The sequence below is a fragment of the Sphingobacterium sp. KH_072 genome, assembly GCF_057837975.1.
This window is the reverse complement of sequence record NZ_CM174457.1, coordinates 3432838-3454164: the sequence shown is the minus strand read 5'-3', so window position 1 is coordinate 3454164 and position 21327 is coordinate 3432838. Positions and strand designations below refer to the sequence as shown.

The 21327-nt window shown below is 42.3% G+C and carries 16 protein-coding genes; 6 read left to right on the top strand and 10 right to left on the bottom strand.

Annotated features, from left to right (window positions below):
* Window positions 1-25 precede the first annotated feature (25 nt).
* Both AC3IRT_RS15360 and AC3IRT_RS15355 read right to left on the bottom strand, forming a co-directional pair.
* A complete protein-coding gene (locus AC3IRT_RS15360; protein ID WP_489394086.1) occupies window positions 26-478 on the bottom strand; it encodes an HYC_CC_PP family protein in 453 nt (150 codons plus the stop codon).
* A gap of 60 nt (window positions 479-538) precedes the next feature.
* Window positions 539-1711, bottom strand: coding sequence for a trans-sulfuration enzyme family protein (locus AC3IRT_RS15355; RefSeq protein ID WP_489394085.1), 1173 nt, complete (start codon window positions 1709-1711; stop codon window positions 539-541).
* A 151-nt stretch (window positions 1712-1862) separates the two neighbouring features.
* Between AC3IRT_RS15355 and AC3IRT_RS15350 the strand changes: the two genes are divergently transcribed.
* On the top strand, window positions 1863-3101 hold the full coding sequence (locus AC3IRT_RS15350) for a hypothetical protein (RefSeq protein WP_489394084.1): 1239 nt from the start codon (window positions 1863-1865) through the stop codon (window positions 3099-3101).
* 29 nt (window positions 3102-3130) lie between these two features.
* Here the strand turns inward: AC3IRT_RS15350 and AC3IRT_RS15345 are convergent, their stop codons facing one another.
* The 3 genes from AC3IRT_RS15345 to AC3IRT_RS15335 are packed head-to-tail and all read right to left on the bottom strand — an operon-like array spanning window position 3131 to window position 6132.
* Window positions 3131-3973: a transglutaminase-like domain-containing protein gene (locus AC3IRT_RS15345; RefSeq protein ID WP_489394083.1), complete on the bottom strand. Its 843-nt coding sequence runs from the start codon at window positions 3971-3973 to the stop codon at window positions 3131-3133.
* A 17-nt stretch (window positions 3974-3990) separates the two neighbouring features.
* A complete protein-coding gene (locus AC3IRT_RS15340; RefSeq protein WP_489394082.1) occupies window positions 3991-4692 on the bottom strand; it encodes a response regulator transcription factor in 702 nt (233 codons plus the stop codon).
* A gap of 9 nt (window positions 4693-4701) precedes the next feature.
* A complete protein-coding gene (locus AC3IRT_RS15335; protein WP_489394081.1) occupies window positions 4702-6132 on the bottom strand; it encodes a sensor histidine kinase in 1431 nt (476 codons plus the stop codon).
* Window positions 6133-6333: 201 nt separating this feature from the next.
* Here AC3IRT_RS15335 and AC3IRT_RS15330 point away from each other — a divergent pair, with 201 nt between their 5' ends.
* The 4 genes from AC3IRT_RS15330 to AC3IRT_RS15315 all read left to right on the top strand — a co-directional run bounded on the left by AC3IRT_RS15330 (window position 6334) and on the right by AC3IRT_RS15315 (window position 12700).
* A complete protein-coding gene (locus AC3IRT_RS15330) occupies window positions 6334-7032 on the top strand; it encodes a basic secretory protein-like protein (RefSeq protein ID WP_489394080.1) in 699 nt (232 codons plus the stop codon).
* A gap of 24 nt (window positions 7033-7056) precedes the next feature.
* The gene (locus tag AC3IRT_RS15325) at window positions 7057-9369 is read left to right on the top strand and encodes a GH92 family glycosyl hydrolase (protein ID WP_489394079.1); all 2313 of its coding nucleotides are present in this window, start codon (window positions 7057-7059) and stop codon (window positions 9367-9369) included.
* Window positions 9369-11708, top strand: coding sequence for a GH92 family glycosyl hydrolase (locus tag AC3IRT_RS15320; protein WP_489394078.1), 2340 nt, complete (start codon window positions 9369-9371; stop codon window positions 11706-11708). The genes AC3IRT_RS15325 and AC3IRT_RS15320 overlap by 1 nt, the downstream gene beginning before the upstream one ends.
* Before the next feature lie 185 nt (window positions 11709-11893).
* Window positions 11894-12700: a hypothetical protein gene (locus tag AC3IRT_RS15315; RefSeq protein WP_489394077.1), complete on the top strand. Its 807-nt coding sequence runs from the start codon at window positions 11894-11896 to the stop codon at window positions 12698-12700.
* Between the two features lie 94 nt (window positions 12701-12794).
* Here the strand turns inward: AC3IRT_RS15315 and AC3IRT_RS15310 are convergent, their stop codons facing one another.
* Both AC3IRT_RS15310 and AC3IRT_RS15305 read right to left on the bottom strand, forming a co-directional pair.
* On the bottom strand, window positions 12795-13460 hold the full coding sequence (locus tag AC3IRT_RS15310; protein WP_489394076.1) for an ABC transporter ATP-binding protein: 666 nt from the start codon (window positions 13458-13460) through the stop codon (window positions 12795-12797).
* 160 nt (window positions 13461-13620) lie between these two features.
* Entirely contained in the window at window positions 13621-14580 is a 960-nt protein-coding gene (locus AC3IRT_RS15305) for a glycoside hydrolase family 43 protein (RefSeq protein ID WP_489394075.1), read from the bottom strand.
* A gap of 291 nt (window positions 14581-14871) precedes the next feature.
* On the opposite strand from AC3IRT_RS15305, the gene AC3IRT_RS15300 reads away from it, so the two are divergent.
* On the top strand, window positions 14872-15495 hold the full coding sequence (locus AC3IRT_RS15300) for a hypothetical protein (protein WP_489394074.1): 624 nt from the start codon (window positions 14872-14874) through the stop codon (window positions 15493-15495).
* 30 nt (window positions 15496-15525) lie between these two features.
* Here AC3IRT_RS15300 and AC3IRT_RS15295 read toward each other — a convergent pair whose 3' ends face one another.
* Genes AC3IRT_RS15295 through AC3IRT_RS15285 form a run of 3 tightly spaced genes read right to left on the bottom strand, consistent with a single transcriptional unit; the run spans window position 15526 to window position 21309 of the window.
* Window positions 15526-17904, bottom strand: coding sequence for an ABC transporter permease (locus AC3IRT_RS15295; protein ID WP_489394073.1), 2379 nt, complete (start codon window positions 17902-17904; stop codon window positions 15526-15528).
* An 11-nt stretch (window positions 17905-17915) separates the two neighbouring features.
* On the bottom strand, window positions 17916-20327 hold the full coding sequence (locus AC3IRT_RS15290; protein WP_489394072.1) for an FtsX-like permease family protein: 2412 nt from the start codon (window positions 20325-20327) through the stop codon (window positions 17916-17918).
* 13 nt (window positions 20328-20340) lie between these two features.
* Window positions 20341-21309 (bottom strand): DUF4097 family beta strand repeat-containing protein, encoded by a 969-nt coding sequence (locus AC3IRT_RS15285; RefSeq protein WP_489394071.1) that lies wholly within the window; start codon window positions 21307-21309, stop codon window positions 20341-20343.
* Window positions 21310-21327 lie beyond the last annotated feature (18 nt).

Below are 21327 nucleotides of genomic sequence, written 5' to 3'. Positions count from 1 at the left end.
GTAGAATAATAGGACTACATTAAAATCAAATACGGAAATTGCAATTGACGAGATAGGTGTCTGGGAAGGTGCCCAGAGGCACTAAAGAGGCAAGTGTGGTTTTGGTTGGTGCAGGTACATCAAACAATGCATGGTGAAAAACCATGATCCAAGGAATGATAAACTCTGCTGGCGAAAGCGAGTTAAAATCCTTTAATAAATTGGTGAGCGCTTGATCGTCACCGTTGTTCAGTTCGACCTGTACATCCGTACAGCAGGTGTGTTCTTGATTACAAGAAATATCGGAGTGCTGATTCTCTTGCTGTTCTAGACGGCAAGATTCCTCGTCTCCCGTGCAAAATGCACAAGCGCTGGAATTGTTTTGTTTTTCGAAAATAGAGATTTGAGAGTTTTGCCCACAAGTATGATAATACACCGTTGCACCAGTGCTGGTGAGTGAGTATACTAACAATAGGAATATGGACAAAATTCTAATCATCTTTTACAAATGTCAAAAATATAAAGCAGATACACAAATTATGCGTAAGCAAGTTGATGTCTATTTTGTCTGATCCAAAGCGTTGGTGACATCTGCAATAATGTCTTCTTTGTCTTCTAAACCTACCGAAAGGCGGATAGAACCGGGTTTAATGCCTAAGTTCAGTCTTTCTTCTTCTGATAGCTTTGAATGCGTAGTTGAAGCCGGATGGGTTACAATCGAACGGTTGTCGCCCAAGTTCGACGTGCAAAGAATCATTTCTAAATGGTCAATGAAATTCTTCGCGCGTTCGAATCCGCCTTTAACGACGAAAGTAACAATTCCTCCACCTGCTTTCATCTGTTTTTTTGCCAATTCGTACTGTGGGTGTGATGGCAAGAAAGGATATTTGACATCTTCGATCTCCGCGTTGTTTTCCAAAGCTTCTGCCAGCGCTAATGCATTGGAACAATGGCGATCCATACGTAGACCTAATGTGTCCAAACTTTTAGAGATCAGCCAAGCATTGAACGGAGACATCGATGGACCCGTGTGGCGAATGAAAAACATCATCGTATCAATCAGCTCTTTTTTACCAACTGTTACGCCGCCCAATACGCGTCCTTGCCCATCCATATATTTCGTCGCCGAGTGAATTGACAAATCAAAGCCATATTGCAATGGTTTTTGTAAATATGGCGTAGCAAAGCAGTTGTCGATGATCAATAATATATGCGGATATTTCTCTTTAAAACTCCCCAACCATTCCAAGTCCACTAATTCCAAACCGGGATTGGAAGGTGATTCTAAGAAGATGATTTTTGTGTTTTCCTGAATTGCTTCCTCCCATTGCGCTTTGTCTACACCATCAACATAGGTCGTCGTAACGCCCCAACGCGGAAAAAGCTGCGTAAATAATTGATGCGTGGATCCAAAGATGGCTCGGCTCGAGACAATGTGGTCGCCACTATGAATAAAGGCTGCAAAAGAGGCAAATACCGCTGCCATACCAGACGAAAAAGATAAGCCGGCTTCTGCATTCTCCATAATGCATACCTTGTTGATAAACTCATCCGTATTTGGATTCGAATACCTAGAGTATACCATGCCCTCTTCTTCTTCCGCGAAGATAGCACGCCCTTGCTCTGCACTATCAAAGATAAAGCTGGAAGTCAGGTACAAAGGAGCGGAATGTTCTCTTTTATCTGAGCGAGGAACCTGATTGCGGATGATTTTGGATTCGTCTTTATGCATAGTTCGCAAATGTACATAAATGTGGTAGTCATTTCCAATGGTTTAGTAACATTTGTATCTCGAACAGCGCGCAGATGAAGATGTGTTAAGAAATGTAATGGTATGTATTTCGTAATACTTTATTTTTTACATTTGTAGTAGTTTAAATATTATGGCAAACATGGTGAGTTGGAGTCGATTGATGATTTTGGGATTAATATTAAGTACGTTGACAGGTTGTCTGCGTGACGATGATGAACCTATTCGTCCAACTCGTCCAATTAGTAGGTTGTATATATCGACTTCTAATTTTCAACCAAATACAGCTCTTCCACAGTTTGAGAATGTTTACTTGGTCGATCCAGCCGATGGTACGACCTTCTCTTCTTTTAATAATTCTTTTCTGACGGGTGCTTTTGGTGGAGAAGCCATTATTTATAGCCCAGAAGCTCAGTTATTGTTTCAATCTTCTCAAAGTACGGCTTCAGCTGTTGATAATTCTATTCAAATCTATCGGATCGATACACTTCGTGGTGCTTTGGCGAGACAAGGACAACCTAGTTCTGAATTATTAACGGCTATTCGCGGTATGGCATATCATCCAAATAGAGATGTATTGTTTATGCCTAATTCTGCTCCTGCAGCTTCAACCATTCCACCATCTGTGGCGGGTTCGGTTTTAGCAAATGCAGGAGCAACGCAGTCTGATTTATACGTTTATGGTCGGGTTAGGGCTAAAGATCGTGCTAGTTTACCCACTTTTAGAATGCCCTTTCCAGATAAAACGATCCGATCTGTTTTTGTTTATGATATTAATTTGAGCCCAGAAAATCTTAAAAATATGACATATATCTCGACTATGGGGGGAGCAAATACAGAGATACTCGGTTATGAAAATTTACCAGATCAATTAGTAAATCAACCTGATTCACTGCGAACAAATATTAATCCAAAATTCACATTAACTTTGCCGGGTGTTACTGATCTTTTGTCGATGACTTATTCGCCGCGGTTGAATTTGATGATTGCCACTCAATTTATTGAAGGAGGTGGGAGTCGAATTTTGTTTTTCGAAAACTTTTCTAATCACACCACTAATACCAGTATCACACCAAGTAGAACAATTTCAGGATCAGCCACTTCGTTGGTAAATCCGGTTAGTGTAGCTATTGATAATAGAGAAGGTGCGCGCTATTTTTATGTAGCGGATTCGCAAGCTGTACCAACAGGAGGAACGACACCTGGTGCTGTTTTTCGGTATTTAATTACAGATGAAGGAAATGTGCAACCTAATGGTGTATTACGGATTCCAAATCGTACGCCTGTTGGCGTTTCGCTTGATGCACGCGGAACGATTCCTGCAGATTCTAACGCAAATGGCAATGGCGCTTCGGCTAGAATTCGCCATTAACATGCCTTAAAGAAGTGTTTTTTTTAGTACTATTGCATCAGTTCCAGCAGAAGGGCAATATCATTCCTTTTGGTGCTATTATCCACGTGTTCGTACGCTGAAATAAGGTTACGAAGTACCCGCTTGATAATGGATGGATTATCGCAAGGATGCGTATATTCTCGTGATAAAGGGAGGTTGAGTTGTCTGAGGAAAGCCTGAATATCTTCTTCTTGCATAATCTGCCCGCGATTGAAGACATTGATGTAAAACAACGCTTTGCTTGGCTCGGACTCGTCCATATAAGCTAGCACAAAATGTTTTGGTAAGTTGATGCCGTAAATGGGTAAATCTAATTTCTGCGCTACCAAAGCGTAGATGCATGCCAGTGAAATAGGATTACCCTTCTTTGTTTCTAAAACTTGATTGATAAAGGAGTTTTGCGGATCGTGGTAATTGCTCGTATTGCCAGAAAGACCGAATTCACGGAATATAATGTTATTCAACAACCTTACTTTCTCCACCGGACTCATATCGTACATCATGCCTGTCCAAGCGGCGCTACGTAGCTCTGCTAATTGATAATAGACCTGATCCTCATTCATATTCGGGTATTGATACCGATTGATAATCATTAACCCATCCAACAAATCATCCGCATTATTCAATTGCCAGATTTGCAATTCATTTTTGACTTCGTCAAACTGAATTTTGTGGATAATATTTTCGATCCGCGATTGTGCGAGCGGGTCAAAGGATTCTTCCCAGGTCTGCTCAAGCGTAGGAATTACATCAGGACCACAAGTAATAATTTTGTGTTCGATGTGCTGAAAGATGTCATAATCTGGATCGTCCAACAAGGACACTAATGCGGTGAATTCATTGTTGGTCATACGCTTTGCTATTTAGATTATCTAGGAGATACCAGTTTAAAACCGACGCCATATACATTTTCAATCCTGACGCTACTTGATTTTGATAACACTTTCCTTAGTCTAGAGATAAAAACATCTAAACTGCGACCGAGAAAATAATCATTGTCGCCCCAGATGTGTAAAAGAATCTCTTCCCGTTTTACTATTTGGTTACGTTGCTTGTGTAAGAACGTTAGCAATTCTAGCTCGCGCAGGGTCAGTGTAGTCGTAAAACTTTCTCCTATAGATATTGATAGCAATTTTAAGTCCAATTTTACATCATCGATGTAAATTTCATTCATCTTGTGGGCAGATGAAGAATTAGTATAGCGCATTTGTCTGTTTATGAAATTGCGAATACGCAATACCAATTCATCTACATCAAACGGTTTGGTCATGTAATCGAATGCACCTAGCTGCAGCCCTTGAATTTTATCTTCTTTCATGTTTCTGGCGGTAAGAAAAAGAAAGTGAGCCTGTTCATTTATCTGCCCAATTTGTTTCGCTAAGGTGAATCCATCGGTATCGGGCAGTTGTATATCAATAATACTAATGTCGTACTGCTCTTGTCCATACGCTTTTAATGCAGAGGTGCCATCCAGTGCCCAGTATACGTCGAATCCCATCATCTCTAAGTACTGCTTGGTCACATTTCCCAGATCTGACTCATCTTCCACATACAAAATGCGTGTTTTCATGGCCCTATATTACGAATTTTTAGGGATATCGATGATAAATGTGCTGCCGACTTCGAGGATACTTTCTACCTCAATGGTCCATCCGTGCGCGATAACACATTGTCTTACATAATACAAGCCAAGTCCAAGACTACTTTGCATATTGGAAGCCGAACGGTAAAATTTTTGAAACACAAGCTTTAGCTCCTTATCGGCGATGCCTTCTCCATTATCTGATAGGCGTATGCGCCAGTTATTTCCATTCTCGCTAAGCTCTACTTTGATCGATTTTTCGGTTTTATGGTTATGTTTCACGGCATTATCCATCAAGTTAGAAATCATTGTTGTAACGAAAAATGGATTCATGCTAACATGAGCTTGCTGATCGTCTACATTAATAAAAACGATCTGCACGTTGCTTTCACTCGTTTTGAGTCGGTAATCATTGACCATTTCTTGTAGGAGTTGGGCTATACTTCCTGATTCTTTCGTCAGTGCGTAGCCACTCATCGCGGTGATGTCTAATACCTGCGCAAATAGGCGTTGCAAGCGACTGGACTGCCGCTGGATCACGTCGGTCAATGCTTCGAGTGGTTTGTTCTCTTGTACAAGTTGTTGGGATTTCAGTGTCTTATTGGCTACCTGTATCGTCGCTATTGGCGTGTTGAATTCGTGTGTAATGCTGTTCACAAAATCCGACTTCATATCTGCTAAACGCTTTTGTCTTATCCAGTTTCTATACGTTGCTAGATAGATAATAATAATGGTTACGATAGCAAAAATCCCTAACAGAAATACGGGTGCAATCAGTTTGAGTAGCGCAATAGTCCGGTGTTTTCGGTCGGCAAAAATCGAAAATGAAACCTGATAACTGAAATCTTCGGTACTACTCACATTGAGCTCGGAGACCAAATTTTGCTTACGTAGCTGTTCCAGTTTGCCTCCTATTCTCAAGCCTCTCATAGCTGCGACGGTCTTTTGATCGCCTGCGGCGATAGATTCTGGGGTATAGATGTCTACTCTCCGATCGCTCGTGAGATTAATACGCACGCGATTTAACAATAAGGCGTATTCCCAGTCGTCTCCACGTTGAAAATTAGTTTTTATTTGCCCGAAGACACTATCCATGGTATTGTTTGCCTTAAGCTCGCGATCCAATTTTGTTAAGAGTAAACGCACTGTGTCATTCAGTTGTTGCTTATTGTGTTTGTCCAAACTATCCAACAATGCTAGTTTGGGGTTGATGTTTGCATCGAAAACTTTCTGCCCACCCGGGTACAATTTGTCATTACGGATCGCATTGTAATAAAACTCTTTGATCAATAACTTTTCCGTATTTTGATATTGTTGATCATTCAGGATGAAGGTGTTGTAAGTCAAGTAAACAAGTAGGCTGATCAATGTAATAAAACTGAATACAGCCGCAATCTTATAAACCAGAGAAATAGAAGTGAGTTTCATGGTGGCGCGTCACGATTATAACGGGAAAATATATAACTAAAGAAGTTGAATATACATGAAATCAACGACTAAAGACGACGTGTTTAATTTTTGTTAACAATTTGTTGGGGTTTTATTAACAGTGCAATAGCGCAAATCCAACTACTTTTATTTTAGATATCGCGAATACCGATGTCTTATCAGACACCTACATCTAAACCCATGTTAAATTATTTCACTCATCAATCTGCGCTGCGCAACCATACCGTTGGAATGCTGCTTGCGCTATTTTTGCCTATTGCTCTACTCGCGCAACAACCGCAAACTATTACAAAAAAGGGATATACGTTGCATTTTCAAGCACAGAATCCAGACTTTGATGCTGCACAACAAAAGCGTTTAATAGATGTGTTTTTCACCAATTATCCTAAGCTGGTAAAAGACTTTAATAAAAACTCGCTAAAAGAAGTGTACATCACCATCGATACAGCTTACGATGGTGTGGCTTACGCCCATAATGGCAAAATCGTCATCGCGCAAGCTTGGATGGAAAAAATGCCCGAAGATATCGACGTAGTCACGCACGAAGTAATGCATATTGTACAAGCCTATCCACCGCGTAGCGGACCAGGGTGGTTGGTTGAAGGGATTGCAGATTATGTCCGCTATAAATATGGTGTAAATAATAAAGCCGGCAATTGGTCTTTACCCGAATTGAAAGAAGACCATCACTATACCAACAGCTATCGTATATCTGCTCGCTTCTTGGATTGGATAGAAGTGAACAAAAAGAAAGGCGCTGTAAAACAATTAGATGCTGCGATGCGCGAGAAGACTTACACACCAGAAACCTGGGTTAACTTAACCGGAATGGAACTGGATGCGCTTTGGGATGCGTACGTAGCAGCCAACAAAGCATAGAACATTTTTTAGTATATTCGAATTATGAACCTACGTTATTTAATTTATTCCCTATCCTTTTTGTTTTCGATAGGGGCACTTTCTGCCCAACAAATTGACCAGGTAGAAAGACCTGAAGAATGGGTAAACACCCTGATGGGAACCGACTCCAAAGTATCTATGTCTAATGGAAATACATATCCTGCGATCGCTGTGCCATGGGGGATGAATTTCTGGAGTCCACAAACTGGAAAAATGGGCGATGGCTGGATGTATACCTATGCAGCGGACAAGCTTCGCGGATTCAAACAAACGCACCAACCGTCTCCGTGGATGAATGATTACGGTCAATTCTCTATCATGCCGGGAAGTGGTACACCTGAAATTGATCAGGATAAACGGGCAAGTTGGTTTTCGCACAAATCTGAAACAGCTAAGCCATACTATTACAGTGTGTATTTGGCAGATGCAGATGTGACGACAGAGATCACACCAACGGAGCGTGCAGCTGTATTCCGCTTTACTTTTCCAGAAAGCGATAGTTCATTTGTGGCTATTGATGCATTCGACAAAGGATCTGAAGTAAAATTCATTCCAGAAGAAAATAAAATTGTAGGTTACTCTAGCCGCTACAGTCGGGGTAAATACGAGAACTTTAAAAACTACTTTGTCATCTATTTTGACAAAGACGTTACGTTCACCAAAATTTGGAAAGATAGCGTATACCAATCAGCAAGTGAAAAAGCAGCCGCTGGAAACCATACTGGCGCGATCGTTGGCTTCAAAACCAAACGTGGCGAGCAGGTCAATATGCGCGTAGCATCTTCTTTCATTAGCTACGAACAAGCAGAATTAAATCTTTCTCGCGAAGTCGGTGCTAAATCGTTTGCGAACGTGCATGACGAAGCTAAAGAAGCTTGGCATCAGACCTTGAGCCGCGTAAAAGTGGGCGGTGGTACGCACGATCAGTTGAAAACATTTTATTCTTGTTTGTACAGAACGGTCTTGTTCCCTAATAAACTGTATGAAATCGATGCGAACAACGAACCGGTGCATTGGAGCCCATATAATGGCAAGATCCTTCCAGGTCGTATGTTTGCTGGTACTGGTTTTTGGGATACGTTCCGTGCGCTATATCCATTCTTGAATCTGGTCTATCCAGAGATTAATATGGAAATGCAAGAAGGATTGGCCAACGCTTACAAAGAAGGCGGTTGGTTGCCAGAGTGGAGCAGCCCAGGTTATGCCAACATCATGGTGGGCAACAACTCGGCCTCTGTGGTATCTGATGCACATATCAAAGGATTGCGCGGTTATGATATTGAAACCTTGTACGAAGCCTTGCTAAATGGCGCGAACAATGAAGGACCAATGACGGCAGTAGGTCGCGCAGGCGCTCCTTACTATTTGGAACTCGGTTATGTGCCGTACGATGTAGGAATCAATGAGAATGCGGCCAGAACTTTAGAGTACGCTTACGATGATTTTGCGATTTATCAATTGGCAAAAGCATTGAAAAAACCGCAGAAAGATATCGAATTGTACCGTACACGTAGTATGAACTACAAGCACCTATTTGATCCAGCAACTGGATTGATGCGCGGTAAAAATAAAGATGGTTCTTTCCAATCGCCGTTCAACCCATTCACCTGGGGAGATGCATTTACCGAAGGGAATAGCTGGCACTACACTTGGTCAGTATTCCATGATATAGAGGGCTTGGCGCGTTTGATGGGTGGCCATCAATCCTTCACCACCAAATTAGACTCCGTATTCTCTTTACCTCCGGTTTATGATGAAAGTTATTATGGCGGCGTGATTCACGAGATTCGCGAAATGCAAGTGGCCAATATGGGGCAATATGCGCACGGTAATCAGCCGATTCAACACATGATTTACCTGTATAACTATGCAGGCGAGCCTTGGAAAACACAATATTGGGCACGTGAAACGATGGATCGTATGTACACGCCTTATCCGGATGGATATTGTGGTGATGAGGATAATGGACAAACTTCGGCATGGTATGTATTCTCGGCATTAGGATTCTATCCTGTTTGTCCAGCTACGAATGAATATATCTTCGGGTCACCATTGTTTGATAAAGCAGAGATCACGTTGGCCAATGGCAAAACCGTATCGATCCAAGCCGGTAATAACAGCGCGGAGAATCGCTATGTACAGCAATTGAATGTGGATGGTAAAGCACATGCAAAGAACTTTATTACGCACGAACAACTGCAGAAGGGTACAAAGATTGACTTTTCGATGGGAGCACAACCTAATACACAACGCGGAACATCTGCAAAAGATTTCCCGTATTCGTTGAGTTTAGAAATGGAAGGAAAATATAAATAATGATAAACGTAGGTTTAGCTAATAAAGTGCGCTGGCAGGAATGCCTGCGCACTTTTGGTGTAGTGAGTTTGCTACATATCGCTGTTGCGGCACAAGCGCAAGACAAAAGATTGGTGGATTATGTAGATCCGATGATCGGTACGGCCAAAATGGGACATACCTATCCGGGACCGACTGTGCCATTTGGATCGGTACAGCTCAGTCCAGATACAGATACCATACCGTACGCCATGAATGGCAAATACAACGGCGATGTGTACAAATACTGTGCAGGCTATCAGTACAGTGATCCAACGATTGTGGGCTTTAGTCATACGCACTTCAGCGGTACAGGTCACTCTGATTTAGGTGATTTTTTGCTGATGCCGACAAGCGGCGAACTAAAACTAAATCCTGGTACAGCAGACAAACCAGGCAGTGGTTATCGATCGGCGTACAGCCATGATAATGAAAGTGCCGCGGCCAACTACTATAAGGTGAAGCTCGATGCACATGATATCACGGCCGAGCTAACGACCAGTGCGCGTGTTGGTCACCATAAATATACTTTTAGCCAGGCAGGGGAGAGCCACATTGTTTTCGATTTGATGCATGGCATCTATAACTATGATGATAAAAATGTATGGACGGTAGCACGTGTGCTAGACGATCACACCATTGTTGGATATCGCCAAACGCACGGTTGGGCAAGAACGCGCGTCGTTCATTTTGCCATGAAGTTCTCCAAACCATTTAAAAATTATGGCACCAAAGATTTCGAAAAGCAACAAGTGTACAAAGGTTTCTGGCGCAAGTTTGACCAAACGGACAACTTCCCTGACATTGCTGGAACTAAGATTCGGATGCACTTCGACTTTGATGTGGCGGCCAATGAAGAAATTCAGGTGAAATTGGCGATCTCTCCCGTAAGTATGGATAATGCCTTGGCGAATATGGAAGCAGAAGTATCACATTGGGACTTTGAGCGCACCAAGCGAGAAGGACAAGATCTGTGGGAGAAAGAATTAGGTCGTATTCAAGCGAAGTTACCTACTCATGCTGATTATGTCAATTTCTACACGGCGATGTACCACGCTGCGCTGATGCCAACGGAGTATATGGATGTGAATGGACAATACCGTGGCTTGGATCATCAGATTCACCAAGCAGATGGCTTTACCAATTATTCTTCCTTCTCCTTGTGGGATACTTTCCGGGCTTTTCACCCGTATATGAACCTGATTAACCCTTCCCGCAACGCCGATATGGTGGCTTCGATGATGGCACATTACGATCAGAGCACGTTGAAGATGCTACCGATCTGGTCGCATTACGGTAATGATAATTGGTGTATGAGCGGCTATCACAGCGTTTCGGTTATTGCAGATGCGATTCTCAAGGGTGTGTACAAAGGCGATGCGAACAAGGCATTGGACGCGTGTATTGCGACGGCGAATTACCGTCGATATGAAGGTATTGGAGATTACATCGATTTGGGTTATATACCCGATGAGAAAAATGGGACATCTGTATCCAACACCTTGGAATATGCGTACGACGATTGGTGCATTGCGCAATTGGCCAAGCACTTGAATAGGGATGCTGATTATCAGAATTTTGCGAAACGCGCGGAGAACTGGCGCAATATGTTTGACCCATCCATCGGCTTTATGCGTCCGAAAGATGCGCAAGGCAAATTCCGTGAGCAATTTGATGTATTGGAAACACACGGACAAGGCTTTATAGAAGGTAATACGTGGAATTACAGCTTGTATGTGCCACATAATCCAGCGGGATTAATGGAATTAATCGGTGGCAAAAAGAAGTTGTCAACTTACTTGGATTCCTTGTTCACGATGCACCTTCCCGACAAATTCTTCGAACACACCGAGGATATTACTCGCGAGGGAATTATTGGCAATTACGTGCATGGGAATGAGCCGGCACATCACGTCGTTTACCTTTATCAGTTGGTTGGCGAAGGTTGGAAATCACAAGAATGGATTCGCAAGATTTTGAAAGATCAGTACCATAATGGTGCAGATGGTCTTGGTGGAAATGATGATTGCGGGCAGATGAGCGCTTGGTATTTGTTTTCTAGCTTAGGTTTCTATCCAGTAGCGCCGGGTTCCACAGATTACTGGTTAGGCAGTCCGTTAGTGCAGTCCGCATCTGTTCGACTGGAGAATGGAAAGACCTTCGAAGTAGAAGCAATCAATCAAAATGATAAGAATGTATATGTGCAAGAAGTACGCTTGAATGGCAAACCGCTGAAAGGCTATATTTTAAAGCATGAAGACATCGTAAATGGTGGTAAGCTGCAATTCAAAATGGGCGCTAAGCCAAATAAGAAAGCTTAAAATTACACTACCTTTTTAGTTACACACAATAGTGGTATGAGATATTATTTCATACCACTTTTTTGTCGTTGTTGGTAAAAATACTGGTTTTCAGGGAGAATATTGTTGCTTATTAGCCTTATCTTAGGGTTTTCAAACTACTCCGGAGGAATTCTATTCTTCTCTAACCTATAAAAAATAGATACATGAAAAAGATCTTTACATTATTTTGTCTAATTGCGATGGCATTAGGCAGTCATGCTCAGATTTTAAAGAAAGTGCAGCGAAAACTCGAAGATAAAGCCGAAAAGGCGGTTGGAGATATGCTGGATAAGAAGGACACGAAGACCACTACAACTGCTCCAAATGGAAGTGTTTCCACCTCAGGTAATATCGATATCATTACTAATAGTACGCCTTTTACAAGAGGAACACAGCTTATTTTTGCAGACGATCTTCAAAACGATGCGACTGGGAGTATGCCGAGATATTGGCAAACGAATAGTACAGGTTCTGTTGTAGAGATCAATGGTGCTTCGGGGAAATGGCTACAGCTCGCCGCAAGGGCGTCGTATCAACTCGATACGTTACTACACTTACCGAAGAAATTTACGTTGGAGTTTGACTTGCTTACGCGGACAAGTCAGGCAAAGGATTTACGCGATATCGATTTTGGTTTTTCCAAAAACAACAGTACGAAAAACTATATCTATGGCGTTGGGAAAGAGATTAGCGTTTATAGTAGTTTGAAGTATTACTACGAAACGATTACGACGGATGCCGGAACTAATAGCAGTAGATTACCATTTCCCTTAAGCAATTATGCAAATGCAGTGATGCATATCGCGATCGCTGTTGACGGTGATCGGATGCAATTGTTTGTAGATAATCAAAAGGTGCTGGACGCCACTATGGTGGATGAGCAGGCGCCGAAACACTTCTTCCTATCTACCGATCAATTCCGTGATAATGCCAAAGCTTTCATCAGCAATTTTAGAATAGCTGGTTTTTAGTCATATTAATCGATACAAACATGAAAAAAGCGCTATGAAGTTCCATCTTCATAGCGCTTTTTTATGCGGTTCATTTTCCACAAATCAGATGATGCTAATCTTTTTTGAGCTGTCCGTCTAATAAGTTAATGATGCGGTTGCCGTATTCTGCGTTTTTTTCTGAATGCGTCACCTGAATAATTGTAACGCCCTCCTCATTCAATTTCTTGAATAACTTCATCACATCTTCACCTTGCTGAGAATTGAGGTTTCCCGTTGGTTCATCGGCTAAGATCAATTTTGGAGATCCGGCCAGTGCTCGAGCGATACCCACGATTTGCTGTTGTCCGCCGGATAGTTGATTCGGAAATAAATCTTTCTTGCCAACAATTCCAAAGCGGTCGAGCATATCCCCGACAATAGCTTTTCGCTCCGAGCCAGAGATGTTTTTATAGATCAAAGGCGTTTCTATGTTTTCATATACCGTGAGCTCATCGATGAGATGGTAAGATTGAAAAACGAAACCAACACGTGACTGAAACAGCTCCGCTCTTTTACGACTTTTCAACGCATATACATCCTCTTCCAAGAAGTGATAGATGCCCTCGTCGGGGATGTCCAAATTTCCTAATAGATGCAGCAGCGTGGATTTTCCAGAGCCCGAAGGTCCCATGATGGAGATGAATTCTCCCTGCTCTATACGTAGGTTGATGTCTTTGAGTACAAATGTCTTGATACCTCCGACATTATACCACTTGAAAATATGTTTTAGTTCGATCATGTATGCAATGGCTTTGTTCTACAAACCTCTGTCTAAGGATGTGCCAGAGTGATAACTTGCTGTTAGTCAGTTGGTGTTTTGTGGTTTTGTTTTGGTTAATGTTCGGAACTGAACAGTTTTTTGTTCAGTTCCGAACAGCTCAAAAAGCACTAGTTGGCTATTACATCAAAGGATGGCTTACGCCTTCGAAGGTCATCTTCACTGGCTTGATCAGGCCTTGCTCGTCGAAGTGCAGTTCTTCTATACAGGTAACGCGATCGTGCGCACTGGTTTTTCCTAACGGACGACGGTGATATACGATAAAGTATTTCTCTTCGTTGGGTACTTTAATAACCGAATGATGCCCCGCACCCGTCGCAACTTCAGGATCTTGTTCTAGAATGGTATTTACACGTTTGAATGGGCCGAAAGGCGAATCAGCAATCGCATAGGCTACTTTATAATCTGGACCTGTCCAACCACCTTCCGACCACATGAAGTAGTATTTGCCATCTTTAATAAACATAAATGGCCCTTCTACGTAATTCTCTGGTGTGACTTCTTTGTAATACGTGCCATCCTCGAAAGGCAATATTCCAGTGAAATCTGGTTTTAACTTCACCATGTTACAGTGTTTCCAACCACCATAGTACATGTAATAGGTGCCATCTTTATCCTTAAATACGAATTGATCTATCGGTTGTGCGCCATTTACATTTTCTTGAATCAATGGTTTGCCAATCAGATCCTTGTAAGGTCCTTCGGGTTTGTCTGCAACAGCGACGCCGATACCACCAACTTCGCCTGGATGAACATCATTGGCGCCAAAGAAGATATAGTATTTACCATCTTTCTCTAACACAGCAGGTGCCCACATGGCCTTATTTGCCCATTTCACTTCGGTATTGTCTAAAACACGAGGGTGTTTTTCCCAGTTAACCAAATCCTTAGAGGAGAAAGCATCAAGGAATATCTGTTCCTCATAAGGCGCGGAATAGGTTGGGAAAATCCAGTACGTATTATTGTAAACAATCCCTTCAGGATCGGCATAATTTCCTGGGAAAACGGGATTTTGTTGTGCAAGAGCAAGTGAGCTACAACTTAGCAAAGCGGCGGCTAGTAGAGAACTTAATTTATTCATGCTTTTTCGATTTAGCGTTTATATCGTATAGGTAATTACCTTCTAATATAACGCTTTTTTTTGGATTGCTTGGATGCTCCTCTTCGGAATAAAGGTAACAATTGGGATAGCAAATACGATTGGGGTTTAAAATCATTTGCTAGCCCAAAGCCTTTGGAAAGTGGTTATATATTTATTTTAGATCGCCGGGCCGTATCTTCTGGTCATGAAGGTCTAATCGAAAATTCTGGCTGTAAGACAAGCGATACCTAATTTTAAATCTTTATTTTTAACTACCCTAAAAACAAGATTATGGATTTTATATTTCTATTGCTAAGCCTTGTTACTGTCTTGCTATTTACTTATGTAACTCAATCGATCAAAGAAGGGGCTATAATGGTGGCTTGGGCAAGTGTGGTTTCATTCGTAGCTAGCAAATCTATTTTTGCTGCTTTCCCATTTTTATTTGCGATCGTTCTAATTGTAACCTTATTAATTGGGCTGTTTGTTTATAAAAGGTTGAAACTAAAACCGGTTAATCAGTCCATTTTATTAGCGATCCATATCGTGAGAATTCCGGTAGAGCTCATGCTTTATCAACTTTACTTAGCAGGCCGTGTACCTGTGTTGATGACTTACGATGGTTGGAATTTTGATCTATTTATTGGGTGTTCTGCACTTCTTTTGTTTGTGCTGTCACTATTTTTAGGCTTTTCGAAAATAATTAGGGTACTTCGCATTTGGTCTGTAGTTGGCATTCTATCTTTAACGACTATAGTAATCGTTGCTGTATTATCATCACCTATCCCGATTCAGCAATTTGCGTTTGACCAACCGAATACAGCATTGCTCTATTTTCCTTATGTATTGTTGCCTTGTCTAATTGTGCCTATTGTATTCTTGTCGCATTTTTTGTTATTAAAAAGTATGCGTTAGCAAGAAGTTATGAAAAGATCGGGTAATTTTCTAATCATCCCGAAGGCTGCGCGTTGGGTTCATCAGAGCGGCTTTGAGCGATTCGTAACCAATGGTAAGCAGCGCGATCATCAGCGCGTTAGCCGAAGCTAGAGTTGCAATCCAGACGCTCATATCGATCCGGTAAGCGAAACCATTCAGCCATTTTACGGCGCCATACCAAGATATTGGAATGGCCACAAGGATAGCCAATATCAACAATCCGATAAAACTTTTGGTTAATAGCGTCACGATTCCGAACGTAGAAGAGCCTAATACTTTGCGGATACCAATTTCTTTAAAGCGCTGCTCCGCCATAAATGCAGATAATCCATACAATCCTAGGCAAGAAATAAAGATGCCCAAGCCCGCAAACAAGGCAAACAGCTTGCTCAAGCGCTGCTCGCTTTCATATAGTCTATCAAGTTCTTCGTCGAAGAAACCATAGTTAAAAGGATAATCTGGATTTAGCTTTGTGTTGAGGGCTTCTACCGCTGCTAATGTCGCTTCGAGTTTTCCGGCCTGTGTACGTATTACCGCCATTCCGCCCCATTGATTGTATTGCATCATGAGCGGGCCAATGGATTGACTGACTGGCTTAAAGTTAAAGTCTTTCACAACGCCTACGATAGTCCCTTTTTTACTCCACACAGCAAACGGCTTTCCAATAGCCTCTTCGGGCGAGAGCCCCATGACAGCAGCCATGCTTTCATTGATCATATAGCTGGTAGAGTCCGTAAATAGTTTAGAGAAAGTCCGTCCGGCCAACAGCTCTATGCCAAAAACGGCAACAAAATCTTGGTCGACATCCATCATTGGTACGATCAATTCAGAGTTAGGATCTTTCTCTTCATACCAATAATCTATAGTGCCACTACCTAGGTTAGACGGCAATGCGTCGGTGATGGTGAAATTGCTGGTTAGTGGATTTTCGGCTAATGCATTCTTCCAAGTTTCTTGTTTGCCCCAAATATCGCCAGACATGTTCACAAAGAGGAGGTTCGACTGGTCAAATCCGTTGTCGCGGTTTTTGATAAATTCCAATTGTCTGTAAATTACGATCGTACCTACCAGTAAAAAAATAGACACGACAAACTGTACGACTACCAAACCATTACGAAACAGCCGGTGACCGCTGCGTTGTGAGGTCAGAATTCCTTTCAATACCAAAAGTGGCTTAAAACTGGATAGGTAAATTGCGGGATAGCTGCCAGCAAAAAGTCCGGTAAAAACCACCATGGCCAATAAATAAGCACCCATTTCTGCACTCAAAAGAGAGATAGATATGGCTTTCCCAATCAGCAGGTTAAACGCAGGCAATACGAGTATTACCAACGCTAGAGCGATGAGCACAGAAAGGGCTGTAATGAATAATGATTCACCTAAAAATTGGCTGATCAACTGTCTGCGATCTGCGCCAACGACTTTTCGCAAACCTACTTCTCGAGCGCGACGTGCGGAACGGGCGGTGGACAGGTTCATGAAATTGATGCAGGCAACAATTAGAATAAATAAGCCTACTAGGGATAATGTATTTACATACTGATAATGCCCGTGTACAGCTACATCTACCTGATAGTTTTGCGAATGCAAGTGAATATCTGATAAAGGCTGGAGCGTGAAGTGGGTCTTAGCAATGACGCCATCTACATGCGTTTTATATTGACGCATTATTTTTCCTGTCAGATTAGATAAAGCATCCGCCGTAGGCGTAAGCCGTTCGTCTAGCTGAAAATACGTATAATAAATAAAGTTCCCCCAATTTTGACTCGGGAATTTCCAATCATTCTCTTTTATCGCGGAAATCGGCAGAATATAATCAAATTGGAGATGCGAATTACTTGGGATGTCGGCTAACACTGCCGATACCGTGACGGGGAATTTATTATCTCTCGTCAGGGTTTTACCCACGACATCCGTGCTACCGAAGTATTTATTAGCCATCTTTTCCGTGAGCAAGATGGCGTCCGGATTTTGCAATGCGGTAGCCGGATCGCCTTTCAAGACGGTAAAAGAGAAGAAGGATAGGAAGTTGGAATCAGCATAAAAGCCCTCTTTTTCCTGCATCTTTTTTCCTTCATTCTCAAATAAATGATCCACCCGATGGGTAAGACGCAGGTAGTCTTTAATTGCTGGGATTTTACTCGCCATTTCTTGTCCGATAGGCGGTGGTGTAACTGCTGCTACCCAATCCTTCGAGACGCTACTAATCAAGCGGTAGGTTTGTGCCGATTTATCGTGAAACTGATCATAGCTACGTTCGTGATGTACCCACAAAAAAATCAAAAAGGTGGAAGCCAAGCCGATCGAAAGCCCCAAAATGTTGAGCAACGAATAGGCTTTGTACCTCCAAAGGTTTCGGTACATGATTTTCAGGTAGTTCTTCCACATAGCAGCTTTTTTTAATCGTTTCGTAAACTGTTTACAGGATTGCGCAGCCCCGCACGGATGGCTTGTCCACTCACGGTGATGAGCGCGATGCCCAAAGAGATAATTCCCGCGAGGGCAAAGATCCACCAAGCCATATCGATGCGGTAAGCAAAGCCATCTAACCAACGTTGCATGCCCCACCAAGCTAATGGCGAAGCGATCACCAATGCCAGTAAAACCAGAAGAACAAAATCTTTGGATAAGAGTAAAACAATGTCCGATACACTTGAACCTAATACCTTACGGATGCCAATTTCTTTGATTCGTTGATTGATGCTTAAGAGTGCTATCGCAAACAATCCCATGCAGGAGATCACGATGGCGATGACTGCACCACCAACGATAATATGGGCAAATCGACGATCCTTTTTATACATGTTCTCGGTATTTTCATCCAGATAGGATGCTTCACTCGCCGCTTTCGGATTGATGTTTTTCCACACATCTTCTACTTGCTTTAAAGCAGTCGCCAGATTGTCGGTTTGAACACGAACAAAGATATACTCTATGTCAAAACCAATGTTTGGATTGATGTGCATGGTCAGTGGTTCTACTTTTTGTCTGAGATCTTTAAAATTAAAATCTTTGACCACACCGATCACTGTCGAAGTAACCCCCATGTCAATATTTTTTCCAAGAATAGCATCAGCACCACCTAGTGCAGTTGCCATTTGTTGGTTGATGATGATGGCGCTTGTATCGGTGCCAAATCCGCGAGAAAAATCTCGTCCAGCCAGCAGATCAATATCCAACGCATCCAAGTAATCGTAATCCACACGCAGAAAATGTGTGCTGATTCCACGGCCTTCGTGATCAAATCCAATCTTCGAATTGGAGGTGCTACCATCTCGGCCTCGCCCCATATTGATATCGGTACCGGTCACATGTGTCACAAAAGGCATTTTAGCTAAATCGGCTCGCATTCTTTCTAGAGCTTGCTGATGATCTATGCCGCTGCCAATCGGTATGCTAATTACCTCTGTTTTATTGTATCCTAATGAACGATTAGAAAGGTAACTCAGTTGGGTGCTGATGACGATGGTGCCGATAATCATAAAGGTCGCGATGGCAAATTGTACAACGGTCAATGTGTTGCGCAAACCATGTTTTCTGCTGCCTGATGAAGTGCCTTTCAATGCCTCGATCACATTAGATTGTGCATTTTGCCAAGCTGGGTAGCCTCCGGCAATCAAAGCAATCACAAAAAACGTCAATGCAAATAGCGCTAGGTTAATAGGAGTAAATAATTCTCCAATTTTCAGACTATATCCCATATTGGCATTGTATTGCGGTAGCAACAGCCAAGCTAGTGCCAAACCGAAAATCAAGGCTGCACACGTGATTAATAGGGATTCAGTCCAAAATTGAGTAATCAGCTGTCTGTTGCTACTACCCAATGTTTTCCGTGTTCCTACTTCGCGTTTGCGCGTAATGGAGTTGGCTAATGAGAGGTTGATAAAATTGGAACAGGCAATAAAAACCATTAATCCGGCAATGCCAATTAACATCCAAGGGAAGGTTGTCGAGCCGGCATCCCCCAAACCTAGTTCGTTCAGATGATAATCCGTAAAAGGAAGTGCTTGTAATGTGATATAATCGCCATTGGTATCGGCGGTGGCACCGTCTCTTTTCAGTTCCTCGATTTGCGGTTTGAAATGATTGGCGATTACTTGTCGAGTTTTAGCATTGAAAGCGTTTTTTTCGCTTATGGGTAAAGTCGTTTTTACAAATATGCTATGATCATTATGATTCCATTGGTCTACGTTGCCCTGATAGTTGGGCTTGTGCTCAAAACGGATCAATGATGTAAACTCCAAACTAGAATTTTTAGGAAGATCGACAAGAATCGAAGAGATGATCTTCGAAGTCCAAGATCCGTTGAGGTATACCTCAACGGATTGACCGACTACATTACTTGCACCAAAAAGCGATGTAGCCAATTTCTTAGTAATCGCAATATGATCTAAATCATTCAGCGCATTGTCCGAACCTTCCTCCAGAGCAAAATCAAAGATGGATAGAAAGTCCGGATCAACAAATTTGCTATCGGAGCTGATTTGCTTATCACCATTGCGGAAAAGGAGTGTACCGTTGTAGTAACGAGACACGCCTTCCAAACCTTCCATTTCTGCTTTCAACGTGGGCGCCAGCGGAGTAGGCATAGGGCTGGCATACGTCAGTCCTTCCACTGGATTGGACTGAAAATAAAGCAAACCGATGCGATCACGATCTTCATGCTGCTCGTCGAAAGACAACTCAAACATAGCCGTGAGAAACAATAAGGTCGCTACGCCAATGGCTACGCCCATGCCTAAGACATGGATCGTAGCAAAGCTTTTTTGGCGTTTAATGTTTCGCCAAGCTGTTTTGAGGTAATTTTGCATTTTTATACTTGCTTTATAACCAGTTTACGTTCACCGATCCCGCAGAAGTGGATGCCGTCACCGCATGTCCGCCACCATTTACACTGCCTTTTACTTTATCTCTTTTGGTGCTTCCTGAGAAATTTTGCAGGTTGTCGATATTCACTTTATTGTCGCTTAAATCCAAGTCATAACCACCTTTTGGTAGGCTTAGGTTGATGCTGCCTGCACTGGTGCTTAACTTAACTGGATTAGTTACTTTAGTAAGCGATGCGGTAACGCTGCCACCCGATGTAGCTGCTTGGATATCTCCTTCTGCATTTTGTAAATTGACAGAACCTCCAGACGTAGAAGCGTTTAATTTTCCGACCACTTGTTTTCCAGTGATTGATCCGCCAGATGTTTTCGCTACGATCGTACCGTTCAATTGCTCCATAGTAATCGATCCTCCAGAGGTAGAAATTTGAATATTGCCTTTAGACGATTTTGCCGTGATGCTGCCTCCCGAAGTTTTGCCAATGATATTGCCATTCAGATTTGTCAACGTTAAGCTGCCTCCTGAAGTGGCGAAGTTTTGGTCTCCTGTCAGGTTATTCATCGTAATGCTGCCGCCAGCTGTTCTCACTTGCGAAGTAACTTTGGTAGGTACATGGATTACGTACGAAACTGACACTGGGTTGTTGCCATTACGACCAGACTTGCGTTTTACTTTAGCGACCAATGTGCCACCCTGTACGCCTAGCTCCAAGTCGTATTCTTTTTCAAAGACTGATTTTAGATCTTCGCTTCGAGAAAACTTATTGCCATTAGGATTTAAGATGACTTCTACAGAAGCTTCTCCAGTAGTACCGTCTACTTGAATAGATCCACCGCTCGTACTGGCGTCAAGTGATTTGATGGAAGACGCTGAAAAAGTCTTGGTGGTGTATGTGATTTTTTTGTGTTGCGCTTGTAGGCCGAAGATACTTGCCAATAAAAGTGTAGTTAAAATGATGTAACGCATAATTGGTGGTGTTTGTGT

What these genes read in the sequence shown, in the direction of transcription:
- AC3IRT_RS15310 (WP_489394076.1), bottom strand. Translation starts at nt 13,460, where the DNA reads ATGATCGAACTAAAACATATTTTCAAGTGGTATAATGTCGGAGGTATC.
- AC3IRT_RS15315 (WP_489394077.1), top strand. Translation starts at nt 11,894, where the DNA reads ATGAAAAAGATCTTTACATTATTTTGTCTAATTGCGATGGCATTAGGC.
- AC3IRT_RS15295 (WP_489394073.1), bottom strand. Translation starts at nt 17,904, where the DNA reads ATGTGGAAGAACTACCTGAAAATCATGTACCGAAACCTTTGGAGGTAC.
- AC3IRT_RS15325 (WP_489394079.1), top strand. Translation starts at nt 7,057, where the DNA reads ATGAACCTACGTTATTTAATTTATTCCCTATCCTTTTTGTTTTCGATA.
- AC3IRT_RS15305 (WP_489394075.1), bottom strand. Translation starts at nt 14,580, where the DNA reads ATGAATAAATTAAGTTCTCTACTAGCCGCCGCTTTGCTAAGTTGTAGC.
- AC3IRT_RS15345 (WP_489394083.1), bottom strand. Translation starts at nt 3,973, where the DNA reads ATGACCAACAATGAATTCACCGCATTAGTGTCCTTGTTGGACGATCCA.
- AC3IRT_RS15320 (WP_489394078.1), top strand. Translation starts at nt 9,369, where the DNA reads ATGATAAACGTAGGTTTAGCTAATAAAGTGCGCTGGCAGGAATGCCTG.
- AC3IRT_RS15335 (WP_489394081.1), bottom strand. Translation starts at nt 6,132, where the DNA reads ATGAAACTCACTTCTATTTCTCTGGTTTATAAGATTGCGGCTGTATTC.
- AC3IRT_RS15330 (WP_489394080.1), top strand. Translation starts at nt 6,334, where the DNA reads ATGTTAAATTATTTCACTCATCAATCTGCGCTGCGCAACCATACCGTT.
- AC3IRT_RS15360 (WP_489394086.1), bottom strand. Translation starts at nt 478, where the DNA reads ATGATTAGAATTTTGTCCATATTCCTATTGTTAGTATACTCACTCACC.
- AC3IRT_RS15300 (WP_489394074.1), top strand. Translation starts at nt 14,872, where the DNA reads ATGGATTTTATATTTCTATTGCTAAGCCTTGTTACTGTCTTGCTATTT.
- AC3IRT_RS15355 (WP_489394085.1), bottom strand. Translation starts at nt 1,711, where the DNA reads ATGCATAAAGACGAATCCAAAATCATCCGCAATCAGGTTCCTCGCTCA.
- AC3IRT_RS15285 (WP_489394071.1), bottom strand. Translation starts at nt 21,309, where the DNA reads ATGCGTTACATCATTTTAACTACACTTTTATTGGCAAGTATCTTCGGC.
- AC3IRT_RS15340 (WP_489394082.1), bottom strand. Translation starts at nt 4,692, where the DNA reads ATGAAAACACGCATTTTGTATGTGGAAGATGAGTCAGATCTGGGAAAT.
- AC3IRT_RS15290 (WP_489394072.1), bottom strand. Translation starts at nt 20,327, where the DNA reads ATGCAAAATTACCTCAAAACAGCTTGGCGAAACATTAAACGCCAAAAA.
- AC3IRT_RS15350 (WP_489394084.1), top strand. Translation starts at nt 1,863, where the DNA reads ATGGCAAACATGGTGAGTTGGAGTCGATTGATGATTTTGGGATTAATA.